General features: G+C 46.1%; 11 protein-coding genes. All 11 read left to right on the top strand.

What is annotated here, in order from left to right:
- Positions 1–61: 61 nt before the first annotated feature.
- The 11 genes from rpsA (at position 62) to FHL16_RS07775 (ending at position 11,957) form a co-directional block, all read left to right on the top strand.
- Positions 62–1,753: a 30S ribosomal protein S1 gene (rpsA, locus tag FHL16_RS07825; protein ID WP_008148721.1), complete on the top strand. Its 1,692-nt coding sequence runs from the start codon at positions 62–64 to the stop codon at positions 1,751–1,753.
- Between the two features lie 213 nt (positions 1,754–1,966).
- Positions 1,967–2,245: a hypothetical protein gene (locus FHL16_RS07820; protein ID WP_077747954.1), complete on the top strand. Its 279-nt coding sequence runs from the start codon at positions 1,967–1,969 to the stop codon at positions 2,243–2,245.
- Between the two features lie 141 nt (positions 2,246–2,386).
- Positions 2,387–2,701, top strand: a complete 315-nt coding sequence (ihfB, locus tag FHL16_RS07815; RefSeq protein ID WP_077747953.1) for an integration host factor subunit beta — start codon at positions 2,387–2,389, stop codon at positions 2,699–2,701.
- A gap of 30 nt (positions 2,702–2,731) precedes the next feature.
- Positions 2,732–2,980 carry a lipopolysaccharide assembly protein LapA domain-containing protein gene (locus FHL16_RS07810; RefSeq protein ID WP_077747952.1) on the top strand — a complete coding sequence of 83 codons (249 nt, stop codon included), beginning with the start codon at positions 2,732–2,734 and terminating at the stop codon, positions 2,978–2,980.
- A 163-nt stretch (positions 2,981–3,143) separates the two neighbouring features.
- The gene (locus tag FHL16_RS07805; protein ID WP_077747951.1) at positions 3,144–4,199 is read left to right on the top strand and encodes an LPS O-antigen chain length determinant protein WzzB; all 1,056 of its coding nucleotides are present in this window, start codon (positions 3,144–3,146) and stop codon (positions 4,197–4,199) included.
- A gap of 912 nt (positions 4,200–5,111) precedes the next feature.
- Complete coding sequence (gene tviB / locus FHL16_RS07800; protein WP_077747949.1) at positions 5,112–6,389, top strand: Vi polysaccharide biosynthesis UDP-N-acetylglucosamine C-6 dehydrogenase TviB; 1,278 nt, start codon at positions 5,112–5,114, stop codon at positions 6,387–6,389.
- 65 nt (positions 6,390–6,454) lie between these two features.
- Complete coding sequence (locus FHL16_RS07795) at positions 6,455–7,480, top strand: NAD-dependent epimerase/dehydratase family protein (protein ID WP_077747948.1); 1,026 nt, start codon at positions 6,455–6,457, stop codon at positions 7,478–7,480.
- Between the two features lie 24 nt (positions 7,481–7,504).
- A complete protein-coding gene (locus FHL16_RS07790; protein WP_077747947.1) occupies positions 7,505–8,068 on the top strand; it encodes an acyltransferase in 564 nt (187 codons plus the stop codon).
- A gap of 71 nt (positions 8,069–8,139) precedes the next feature.
- The gene (rffA, locus tag FHL16_RS07785; RefSeq protein WP_077747946.1) at positions 8,140–9,270 is read left to right on the top strand and encodes a dTDP-4-amino-4,6-dideoxygalactose transaminase; all 1,131 of its coding nucleotides are present in this window, start codon (positions 8,140–8,142) and stop codon (positions 9,268–9,270) included.
- Positions 9,267–10,673 (top strand): lipopolysaccharide biosynthesis protein, encoded by a 1,407-nt coding sequence (locus FHL16_RS07780; RefSeq protein ID WP_077747945.1) that lies wholly within the window; start codon positions 9,267–9,269, stop codon positions 10,671–10,673. Before rffA ends, FHL16_RS07780 begins: the two co-directional genes overlap by 4 nt.
- Positions 10,674–11,957, top strand: coding sequence for a glycosyltransferase (locus FHL16_RS07775; RefSeq protein WP_077747944.1), 1,284 nt, complete (start codon positions 10,674–10,676; stop codon positions 11,955–11,957).
- Positions 11,958–11,990: the final 33 nt, after the last annotated feature.

Here is an 11,990-nt window from a genome sequence, read left to right as displayed (position 1 = left end):
CCCACGTCGTCTGGGATGTGGAGATGGGCGTATCCTTCGCCCTTATTCAACAGGAATTAAAATGAGCGAAAGCTTTGCGGAACTCTTTGAAGAAAGCCTAAAAACCCTGAACCTTCAGGCAGGCTCCATCATCACCGGTGTTATCGTTGATATCGATTACCAAGCTCGCTGGGTAACCGTTCACGCTGGCCTGAAGTCTGAAGCACTCATCCCGCTTGAGCAGTTCTACAACGATGCTGGCGAACTGACTATCAACGTCGGTGACGAAGTTCACGTTGCTCTGGACTCGGTTGAAGACGGCTTTGGTGAAACCAAGCTGTCCCGTGAAAAAGCCAAGCGCGCTGAATGCTGGATTGTTCTGGAAGCAGCCTTCGCAGCCGAAGAAGTGGTCAAGGGCGTTATCAACGGTAAGGTTAAAGGCGGCTTCACTGTCGACGTTAACGGCATCCGTGCGTTCCTGCCAGGTTCTCTGGTTGACGTCCGTCCTGTGCGCGATACCACGCACCTGGAAGGCAAAGAGCTGGAATTCAAGGTCATCAAGCTTGACCAGAAACGCAACAACGTTGTCGTTTCCCGTCGTAGCGTCCTCGAAGCCGAGAACTCCGCTGAGCGTGAAGCTCTGCTGGAATCCCTGCAGGAAGGTCAACAAGTCAAAGGTATCGTCAAGAACCTCACCGATTACGGCGCATTCGTCGATCTGGGTGGCGTCGATGGCCTGCTGCACATTACCGACATGGCTTGGAAGCGTATCAAGCATCCTTCCGAAATCGTCAACGTTGGCGACGAGATTGATGTCAAGGTTCTGAAGTACGATCGCGAACGCAATCGTGTTTCCCTGGGCCTCAAGCAACTGGGCGAAGATCCATGGGTTGCTATCAAAGCCCGTTACCCAGAAAGCACTCGCGTTACCGCTCGTGTAACCAACCTGACCGACTACGGCTGCTTCGCTGAGCTGGAAGAAGGCGTTGAAGGCCTGGTACACGTTTCCGAAATGGACTGGACCAATAAGAACATCCACCCTTCGAAAGTCGTACAAGTCGGCGACGAAGTGGAAGTTATGGTTCTGGACATCGACGAAGAGCGTCGTCGTATCTCCCTCGGCATCAAACAGTGCAAATCTAACCCATGGGAAGATTTCTCTGGCCAGTTCAACAAGGGCGATAAAATCTCCGGCACCATCAAGTCGATCACCGATTTCGGTATCTTCATTGGTCTGGACGGCGGCATCGACGGTCTGGTTCACCTGTCCGACATCTCCTGGAACGAAGTGGGCGAAGAAGCCGTTCGCCGCTTCAAGAAGGGCGACGAGCTGGACACCGTTATCCTGTCGGTTGACCCAGAGCGCGAGCGCATCTCCCTGGGTATCAAGCAACTGGAAAGCGATCCGTTCTCCGAGTACGTTCAAGAGAACGACAAAGGCGCCATCGTTAAAGGCATCGTGAAAGAAGTTGACGCTAAAGGCGCCATCATCACTCTGGCCGACGATATCGAAGCGACTCTGAAAGCCTCCGAAATCAGCCGTGACCGCGTTGAAGACGCGCGCAACGTTCTGAAAGAAGGCCAGGAAGTAGAAGCCAAGATCATCAGCGTTGACCGCAAGAGCCGTGTAATCCAGCTCTCCATCAAGTCGAAAGACGATGCTGAAGAGAAAGAAGCCATCCAAAGCTTGAAAGACAAGCCTTCGGATAGCATCGCTGCTGGTCCTACCACTCTGGGCGACCTGTTGCGTGCACAAATGGAAAAACAGAACTGAGTTCTGTCAGACCATAGAAAAAGGGCGACTTCGGTCGCCCTTTTTTGTGTCTGGGATTTGGGTTTGTCGGGTGGTTCGTGCGCGGGGTGGCTGTTCTTGAAACCAATGATCCTTCTGTGTTGTCTCTTTCTTTAATCGGATCAATCGCTTATTTGCAGCTAGTCTTTAGCTAAAGAACGATAGCCGGGCAGGGCGTCTGCCATAAGGAAGTGAATGAACAAGCTCATTGTCGCAATGGCAGTCTTGATGCTGGCGGGTTGCGGTACGAATGCCAAGACTCATGCCGTGCGTGGAGTCAGTGGCGTAGAGATAGATTGTTCGGGGTTGGGTTCTGGATGGGAGAAGTGCCGTAAGCGCGCGGACAAAGAGTGTAAGGCGGCGGGCTATAAGGTTGTAGCAAGGTCCGATGATGCCAAGGATGAGGATGAATACCCATTCGGCTTCAATCCCGCGGGGTATCTGACGCGCACCATGCTGGTTATTTGTCGCTGAGCTAGATCGCGTCGTAGTTCCTCGTAATTGGGCGGTCATTGCTGGTGAAAATATGTGAAAACCCGGGCTGTTCAAATTCCTCCGGGCATGCTAAAACCTTTGAAGCGCTTTTCCTAGCTGCTTGAAAAAGAAGGGAAAAATATGACGAAGTCGGAGTTGATCGAACGAATTGTCACCCATCAAGGGCTGCTCTCATCCAAGGATGTGGAGCTGGCTATCAAGACTATGCTTGAGCAGATGTCACAGTGCCTCGCCACAGGGGATCGGATTGAGATTCGAGGGTTTGGTAGCTTCTCCTTGCATTACCGCGCACCGCGCGTAGGTCGCAATCCAAAAACCGGCCAGTCCGTCAGCCTTGACGGCAAGTTTGTCCCGCATTTCAAGCCGGGCAAAGAGCTAAGGGATCGGGTCAATGAAGATGAAGATGAAGTTGAAGTTGAAGTTGAAGATTCTTAAGCGCTCGGCCTGGGTGCAGGAGTGCATGAAATGAAAAAAAAACTAGCTGTTTTGTTAGTTTTCCTGGTTGTTTTGGTTGTGCTCGGCTTTACACTTGAGAATCAGCAGCCTGTAGAATTGGTGTTTTTGGGGGTGCAGACCCCGCGATTACCTATTTCTCGTTTTATTATCTTGGCGTTGCTGATTGGCATGCTGGTTGGACCAGTGCTACGGACACTGCTCTTATTGCATCGTAGACGTGGAAGAGATCTGAATCAGGCTCACATGCGTTATCAATGACGTGTGATGGGTGGGAGAGGGCGGCGTCGTTCCTAATTTTGAATTTGCTGCAAATCGGGGTCGGGTTTTATCTCCTGAACAATTAAATCATGAAAAATAACGTTCAGCGCGAATTCCCTGAAGTGGGTAATCTCCTGATATAAATAAAGGGTATGGCGGTTGTATGCAAAATAATCATGGATCTCAGTCCAGTAATGATGAAATCGATCTTTATGAGATTTTTCAAGAGATCTTTTCTCAGAAAAGGCTGATTTTGTTGATAACGGTTACATGCCTTTTGGCAGCAGTTATCTATGCGTATTTGGCCAAGCCTGTTTACGAAGCTCGCGCCTTTGTTTTTCCGCCGAAACAAAGTGATATCGTTGCGCTGAATTTTGGGCGTGACAAAAAGTCTGATATGGATCCTTTTACGGTTAAAGAAGTCTACTCGGTTTATCTTCGAAACCTGCAATCTGAATCTTTGAAGCGCGAACTTTTTTTGAGTATGTATCTGCCAACTTTCACGGAGGCAGAGCAAAAACAATCCCAAGAAGTACTGTATGCGCAATTCACTTCGAAACTCTTGATTGCTCCTAGCTCCAAGGATTTACCTGATCGTTACTCGGTATCTTTCCAAGGCCATAGCGCAAGCCAGACCGCAGAATGGTTAGACATATATGTCAAGAGAGCAGGTGAGGCAGCGAAGCAGGAAATAATTCAAAATGCTCAGCGAGAAGCTCAGATTCGTGCTGGTGACCTTGAGCGGCAAATTTCGATTCGCCGAGAGAAGAGTTTGGCCATTCGCGAGGACTGGATTGTCAAGTTGAAAGAGGCTTTGCGAGTTGCGGAAGAAATCAATCTTGAAAAGCCGCTGATTATCTCGGGGAATCTTTCCGCTGAAATGTCCGGGAGTATGGAAGGGCAGCTAATTTACATGCGCGGTACAAAGGCTTTAAAGGCTGAGATAGAAAATCTTGAATCCCGTAAAATTGAAGACCCCTTCATTGACGGGCTGCGCTCCCTGGAGTCTCGCTTAGAGTATTTCAAGGGGATGAAGGTGACGCCTGAATCGATTTCTGTTTATCGCATGGATGGCGTAATATATTCGCCTGATTTTCCGATTAAACCGAATAAAGTGCTGATCTTGCTCCAAGGGCTATTTATCGGCGTCGTTTTAAGCTTGTTCATCGCATTTGTCAGGGTCTTTATCGCTAAAGGTCGTGCCAGGGCTTTGAGCTAACTTTCGGACTAGTGGTATCAGGTTAACCTGCAGTTCGGTGCTGCAGCGCGGCCTGAAATAAAGATGTTTCATGCGATGATGCCTGCTCTTCAAATCAATAATCTCTCCAATCTCTAATTCTTTTCACCCTGCTTGCTTGTGAGTGGGCCCGCGTGGCGCAATGTCTCGAGGTGAATCTGTAACTCTGGGGCGGTATGAGATCTATATTTTCTCATTGATTATCTTTGTTTTTGGCTTGTTTTTTGAGGGATTGTATGGGTCAAAGTCGTTAGCCTGCTATCCAAAAAAATCCATCTTGCCTTAATTTCAATTAACATAAGTACTCCAGTGGTCGTATAATTGGCAGCCAAAGGGCGTTATATCGACTGATAGCAGGCATACGTTACCCGCTAGGCTGCAGAGCCATAGAATTATCAAATGAGAAGAGTGCTGGCCCATGAGCAGCCCCGCCAGATGAGGAGGTGCTAGCAATGCACGTCGAAATGATGCAAGAAATGCATAGGTGGAAAAGTGATCGAGTGACCCACCGGCGCAATGCAGTTGTATGTTCCTGCGCACTTCGTTCATGCTCGCTCAGCCTCGATCCGGTCTGATAGTGAACATCGTTGCGATAACGGGGCGCGAGACACAAGAGAGTGATTGGCTCGAGGGCTGGCGATCGCTCGACCAGCGTGCGTTTGCAGTGAAAACAAAATACAGCGGCTCCGCTGGAAAGAAAGTCCTCGAGGCTGTGCTTTTTAGGCTACCTGCGCAATATGGTGCTCGGCAAAGTCAGCGTACTGAGGAGAATCCGGTATATAAGCGCTATTCACTTATACATCCTCTGACCCGATATATGGAAATATGCTCGGTGAGTTCGGGGTTGTTCGGATTTATCAAGAACTAATTCATAGGATAATTTAGGCTTTGATTATGCATCAATTAAAAGATATTAAGCTTGCCATTATCGGCTTGGGGTACGTGGGGCTGCCGTTGGCAGTAGAATTTGGCAAGCGCCGAGCTGTTGTAGGGTTTGATATTAACCAGTCGCGTATCGCCGCGCTTCAGGCAGGCCACGATTCAACGCTGGAAGTTGATAGCGAAGAGCTGAAACAAGCCGAGCACCTTCGCTTTAGTCATGATCTTGATACACTTGTAGACTGCAATGTATTCATCGTAACGGTTCCAACGCCTATCGATCAGTACAAGCAACCCGATCTCACGCCGTTGATCAAAGCTTCCGAAACCATCGGTAAAGTTTTGAAAAAAGGCGATATCGTCATTTATGAGTCCACTGTCTACCCGGGTGCAACGGAAGAGGACTGTGTACCTGTCCTTGAGCACGTCTCCGGATTGAAATTCAATGTGGACTTTTTTGCTGGTTACAGTCCTGAACGGATTAATCCTGGTGACAAAGAACATCGTGTTACCACTATCAAAAAGGTAACGGCGGGTTCAACACCTGAAGTGGCTGATCTTGTTGATGATCTGTATAACGAGATTATCACCGCGGGTACTCACAAAGCCAGCAGTATTAAAGTCGCTGAAGCTGCAAAAGTTATTGAAAATACACAGCGGGACGTCAATATCGCGCTGATTAATGAGCTGGCAATCATTTTTAATAAGATGGGAATCGACACCGAGGCGGTATTGCAGGCTGCCGGCACGAAGTGGAACTTCTTGCCATTCCGTCCGGGCTTGGTAGGTGGTCATTGTATCGGCGTTGATCCTTACTATTTGACACATAAGGCTCAAGCCGTAGGCTATCACCCTGAAATAATCCTCGCTGGCCGTCGCTTGAATGATGGAATGGGGGCCTATGTAGTATCTCAGTTGGTGAAAGCCATGTTGAAGCGCCGGATTCACGTTGACGGTGCACGTATTCTTATCATGGGGCTCACATTTAAAGAAAACTGCCCTGATCTTCGCAACACGCGTGTCGTAGATATTATTGCTGAGTTGAAAGAGCATAATATCGAAGTTGATGTATTTGATCCTTGGGCAGATAGTGCAGAGGCTCAGCATGAGTATGGAATTACGCCAATAACTCAGCCAGCGGAAAATGCTTATGATGGTATTGTCGTGGCGGTTGCTCACAACGAGTTCAAATTGTTGGGTGTAGAAAAAATCCGTTCTTTCGGCAAGCCTGAGCATGTGCTTTACGATCTGAAGTACTTGCTTGAAAGCTCTGAGTCCGATATTCGTTTGTAAATGCCGGTTCTTAATCGCCCAAGTATTAACTTGGGCTTTAACCAACATTATTTGAATCGAATTATATGACACGCTACGAAGTTTTATTAAAAGATCTACCGCTGACTCCAAAAAAATGGCTCGTTAGTGGTGTTGCCGGATTTATCGGTTCGAATTTGCTTGAGACTTTGCTCAAGCTCGATCAATTCGTAGTTGGCCTGGATAATTTTGCGACTGGTCACTTGCATAATCTTGACGAAGTCAAGCAGCAGGTAAGTCCAGAGCAGTGGTCGCGTTTCAAGTTGATAGAAGGTGATATTCGCGATCTGGATGCCTGTAATGCAGCTTGCTCCGGTGTTAACTATGTTTTGCACCAAGCGGCTCTCGGATCGGTACCTCGCTCTCTGAATGATCCAATCACCACCAATTCGACCAATATTGATGGTTTCTTGAATATTTTGGTGGCGGCGCGGGACGCAAAGGTCGAAAGCTTTACATATGCGGCAAGTAGCTCAACTTATGGTGATCATCCAGGCTTGCCAAAAGTAGAGGACGTGATTGGCAAACCATTGTCTCCCTACGCGGTCACAAAATACGTTAATGAACTTTACGCAGACGTTTTTGCTCGCTGCTATGGATTTAAGACAGTGGGCTTACGCTATTTTAATGTTTTCGGTAAGCGCCAGGATCCGGCAGGAGCATACGCAGCAGTAATACCGAAATGGACTGCTTCGATGATCAAGGGCGAAGACGTTTTCATTAATGGTGACGGTCAGACCAGCCGGGACTTCTGTTTTATCGAAAATACAGTTCAAGCAAACCTCTTGGCTGCAACGACGAAAGATGAAAAAGCGCTGAATCAGGTATACAACGTCGCAGTCAGCGGTCGTACCGATCTAAACTTGCTTTTTGCGACACTTAAATCGGAGTTGGCGCTCAATAAGGTGAATTACACGAAAGAGGCCGTTTACCGTGACTTCCGGGCTGGTGATGTTCGTCATTCGCAAGCCGATATCACCAAGATCAGTGAGCTTTTGGGCTACGCACCATCCTTCGGTATTGAGCAAGGTATCGCCAAGGCCATGCCATGGTATGTTGCTTTTTTGAAATGAATTGATATCGGCTAGAGAGTTTTTATGGCTTATCTAAGTGTCACCCAATTACAAACGATGGGTTTCAAAAAGCTTGGTAAGGATGTGAAAATCAGTGATAAGGCATGTATTTATAATGCTGAGCTCATTGAAGTGGGTGACTGTTCTCGTATTGATGACCTTTGTGTGCTTTCAGGTAACATTACTATAGGAAGTTATAATCATATTACTCCGATGTGTTTGGTTGCGGGTGGAGTTCCTGGTATTGTTTTAGAGGATTTTTGTACACTTGCATATGGTGTCAAAGTTTTTTCTCAATCTGATGATTATACGGGCGAGACGCTAGCCAACTCATTAGTTCCGCGCAAGTTTAAAAATGAAAAATTTGCGCCGGTATTGTTAAAGAAACACGTTATTGTTGGTGCAAATTCTGTTATTTTTCCAGGTGTCACCGTTGAAGAAGGTTGTTCGATTGGAGCGATGACTCTCGTTACCAAGAGTACCAGTCCTTGGGGTATATACGTCGGGTCGCCAGCAAAACGTATGAAAGACAGAAGCAATAAGCTTCTTGAGCTGGAAAAGCAGTTTTTGTCAGAAAGAAACTCATAGGTCAATTTTTTAATATAACATTAGTGTCTAAGCACGCTCTCATGATGAGTCGTAACTGTGATGGGGAAAATATGATTCCGTTTAATAAGCCTCCTTATACTGGAAATGAAGATCGGTATGTAATGGAAGCCATGCGTAGCTCTAAGATTTCCGGCGACGGTCATTATAGTGGGCTGTGCCATCAATGGTTTGAAAGCAGTACTTCCTGCTCCAAGGCGTTATTGACTCCATCGTGTACGCAAGCTTTAGAGATGGCCGCTATACTTATTGATATTCAGCCGGGTGATGAGGTCATCATGCCCAGCTATACGTTTGTCAGTACAGCCAACGCATTTGTGCTTCGTGGTGCAAAAATCGTATTCGTCGATATCCGAAAAGATACTATGAATATTGATGAAGCGCTTATTGAGTCGGCTATCACTTCGAAAACCAAAGCCATAGTGCCAGTCCATTATGCGGGCGTAGCTTGCGAAATGGACACCATCATGGATATTGCTGAGCGGCATAAACTTTTCGTTATTGAAGACGCCGCTCAGGGGCAAAACGCTACTTATAAAGGTCGCGCCCTTGGAAGTATTGGCCATCTTGGTGCATACAGCTTTCATGAGACTAAGAACTATACAAGTGGTGGCGAAGGTGGCTTGTTGCTGATCAATGATCAGCAATTTGTTGGTCGAGCAGAAATTATTCGCGAAAAAGGCACCAATCGCAGCCAGTTTTTCCGCGGTATGGTAGATAAATATAGCTGGGTGGATATCGGTAGCAGTTATCTTCCGTCCGAACTGCAGGCTGCGTTCCTCTGGGGGCAACTGGAGAGGGCGGGGGAAATCAAAAGCAATCGTTTATTAACTTGGAGCGATTATTACTCCAAGCTTGCTCCACTTGCGTCCACGGGTGCGATAAGTCTGCCTTCCGTACCCTCCGATTGTGAACATAATGCTCATATGTTTTATCTTAAGGTTGACGATCTAAATGTTCGCACCCAGTTGTTGAAGCATCTCAGTGAGCGGAAAGTTCACGCTGTGTTCCATTATGTTCCTTTGCACTCTACTGTATGTGGGGAGCGCTACAGCCGGTTTCATGGTTCTGATGTGAATACAACGAAAGAAAGCGAGCGCTTGATTCGTTTACCTATTTGGTTTGGTATTAGTGAAAGTGAAGTTGACCAGGTAGTAAATGCGGTTCAGGAGTTCTTTAGTTGAATTTTAGAACGGTTTCTGTCTATGCAGTGGGAACCTCTCTAGGAGCCTTGCTTAGCCTGTTAACCTTACCATTACTGGCGTGGCTGTTCCCTCCGGATGACGTAGGGCGCATAGCACTTTTTCAGCTTTCGCTGTCGTTGATTGTGGTGTTTTTTTCTTTTGGGCTTGATCAATCGTACGTAAGGAATTTCAACGAAGTAATTAATACAGGTCTATTAGCCAAGAGTTGTTTGGTTCCAGGTTTGTCTGCATTGTTATTATCAATAATCGTAATTTATTTTTATGCTGAGGAGTTTACTTATTGGCTCTTTGAAATTAAAAACCAGTTATTATTTCTGGTTTTTTTTGTGTCGGCTGTAATATTGTACTTTGAGCGATTTTTTTCTGTGTTTTTAAGAATGAAAGAGCTGTCATTTGCATACAGTATGACCAGGGTATTTCCCAAGCTACTGTTCTTGTTGCTTGTCTTGTGCGTGTATTTTTTTCCTGAAATGAATAATTTCACCGCTCTGGCAATTATGCAAGGTTTGAGTTGGTTGCTTGTTGTTTTAATAATGGCATTTTATCTGCGCATTGAATATCGACCTTCAGATAAAGGGATGCAAGAAAGCGTTAGTATTAAGGCTTTATTTTACTTCGGCTTTCCCTTGATGTTGAACGGCTTGGCCTTTTGGGGGCTGAGCTTTTTAGACAGGATAATGCTGAAGCAACTATCCTCGTTGTCAGAGCTGGCTGTTTATTCAATCGCATCGACCTTGGCAGGGGTGGCGATTCTTTTTCAGCAAATATTTACAACAATTTGGCATCCCATGATCTATAAGTGGGTCGCGGACGGTGTTGCTGAGGAAAAGGTTGGTGACGTGATCGAATTGGTTCAGTTCATATCATTGGTGTTAATTGCTGTTGTTGCATTATTTTCTTTTATAGTCAGCTGGCTGCTGCCAGAATCTTACGCTGCCACCCGCTTCATGCTTCCGGCATGTATGGTGCCTCCGCTGTTTATAATGATTGCCGAGGTCTCTGGAGTGGGCGTTAGCATATCCAGGAAAACTCGTTATCTGCCTATTGTTACTGTGATCAGTATGATGCTCAATCTTTTGTTGAACTACATACTTATTCCGCAGTTCGGCGCTGGAGGTGCTGCAGCGGCCAGTGCCATTGCATTCCTGCTTTATATTTTCTTGAGGGCAGAGGTGTCTAACCTGTTATGGGTGCGGTTTCCACACGGGAAATTTTTCATTTGTTCATCTTCTGTGGTCTTCGTATCCGTAGTTGTTTCCTTGTACGGTGATGATCTTGGTGTATTGCCATATTTTATGTGGCTTGGTGTATTGATTTTGAGTGCTGTTTTTTACACAAACAAATTTTTGTATTTGATCGGGCTAGTGAGAGGTCGGCTGTAAATGTTATTTGTACATGGTTCTCTGGCGATGGGTGGTATAGAAACATTCTATGTACGAATGGCGCAGGCTCGAAAAGAAAAAGGGTTGGCAACAAAAATTGTGCTTCTGTCACAAGAGTCAAAAAGTAACAAGGAATTGGTAAATCAAGCTCGGGAATGTGCAGATGTCTACTTCCTGGAAGATTTCATACAGCCGATTTTTGCGCAATCTTGGAGTATGTTTTATCAGTTGTCTCTGTTGTATCCTCTCCGAGCCGACATTGTTAAGGAAATTTTAACTTCCGTTGAGTCAGCGCATGTGTCTAACGGTTTCTGTGCACATATGGCTTTGCGGCTTGCCTCTTCAGCGGGTCGAGAACTTCCAGTTTCCATTGGTCTGTACCATTCAATGGAATTTTGTTGGGGGCGCAATTTAAACAGCTTGCCCTTTTTTGAAAAGCGTAATCGCGATTTTTTCAACGCGTTGCATCAGCAACACGCGTTGATATTTTTCAATGAAAAGATGGTTGAATTTTATTCCAGTATGACCGGTAAAGACTTCAGTCATGTGAATGTCTTTCCATTGGGAGTCATTAATCAACGGAAAGAAGTCCCACCAAAGGTTTTTAGCAATCGTCTGAAGATAGGTGCTGTTGGGCGATTGGTTGACTTTAAGACGTATAATGTTTGGATGCTTGATGTTGTCGATAAAATCAAGGCCCAAGGAGTTGAAGTCAGCTATGACATCTATGGAGAAGGTCCGCTAAAGGAAAAAATCTCTGAAAAAATTAGTGAACTAAAATTAGAAGCTGTTGTTAAGCTAAAGGGCGGCTTTAACTATTCCGAGTTTTCAAACGTTGTATCGGATTTCGATGTGTTTGTTGGTTCTGGTACCGCACTGATCGAAGCTTCCGGCTTGGGCGTTCCGTCAATCGTCGGTATAGAGAGCGTTACAGAAGCTGAAACGTACGGTTTCTTCAGCGAGATTCCTGGGTTTTCTTATAATGAAGATAATCTTTATCCTAAGAAAAATGTTATGAATCTTCTTCTGGGTTTTTATAATAGCTCAGAAGGTGAGAAGGCTTCGCTTAGCCATGCGCACGTAAAAAAATCCGAGATGTTTTCCATGGAGGCGTGTGTTGAAAATTTCGCTGAGGTGAAAACCTTTGCTGTACTAAAGTCTGCGCTAGGCAGAAGGCGGTCATGGTTATTCCGGATTTTGTACACGGCGAGTGTTGGTACTTACTCTGTACGGCTAAAGCTGGCCGGTAAAACTTTAAGTCAGGTCGTCAGTTCAGTAGAGTGATCGCGCAGTTTATCGAAATGCTTGATTCAGGTG

The sequence above is a fragment of the Pseudomonas sp. FSL W5-0299 genome (genome assembly GCF_005930655.1).
GTDB classification, from domain to species: Bacteria; Pseudomonadota; Gammaproteobacteria; order Pseudomonadales; family Pseudomonadaceae; genus Aquipseudomonas; species Aquipseudomonas mandelii.
This window is presented reverse-complemented; position numbering and strand designations above follow the sequence as displayed.

What these genes read in the sequence shown, in the direction of transcription:
- FHL16_RS07790 (WP_077747947.1), top strand. Translation starts at nt 7,505, where the DNA reads ATGGCTTATCTAAGTGTCACCCAATTACAAACGATGGGTTTCAAAAAG.
- FHL16_RS07810 (WP_077747952.1), top strand. Translation starts at nt 2,732, where the DNA reads ATGAAAAAAAAACTAGCTGTTTTGTTAGTTTTCCTGGTTGTTTTGGTT.
- FHL16_RS07775 (WP_077747944.1), top strand. Translation starts at nt 10,674, where the DNA reads ATGTTATTTGTACATGGTTCTCTGGCGATGGGTGGTATAGAAACATTC.
- FHL16_RS07795 (WP_077747948.1), top strand. Translation starts at nt 6,455, where the DNA reads ATGACACGCTACGAAGTTTTATTAAAAGATCTACCGCTGACTCCAAAA.
- FHL16_RS07805 (WP_077747951.1), top strand. Translation starts at nt 3,144, where the DNA reads ATGCAAAATAATCATGGATCTCAGTCCAGTAATGATGAAATCGATCTT.
- rpsA (WP_008148721.1), top strand. Translation starts at nt 62, where the DNA reads ATGAGCGAAAGCTTTGCGGAACTCTTTGAAGAAAGCCTAAAAACCCTG.
- rffA (WP_077747946.1), top strand. Translation starts at nt 8,140, where the DNA reads ATGATTCCGTTTAATAAGCCTCCTTATACTGGAAATGAAGATCGGTAT.
- ihfB (WP_077747953.1), top strand. Translation starts at nt 2,387, where the DNA reads ATGACGAAGTCGGAGTTGATCGAACGAATTGTCACCCATCAAGGGCTG.
- tviB (WP_077747949.1), top strand. Translation starts at nt 5,112, where the DNA reads ATGCATCAATTAAAAGATATTAAGCTTGCCATTATCGGCTTGGGGTAC.
- FHL16_RS07820 (WP_077747954.1), top strand. Translation starts at nt 1,967, where the DNA reads ATGAACAAGCTCATTGTCGCAATGGCAGTCTTGATGCTGGCGGGTTGC.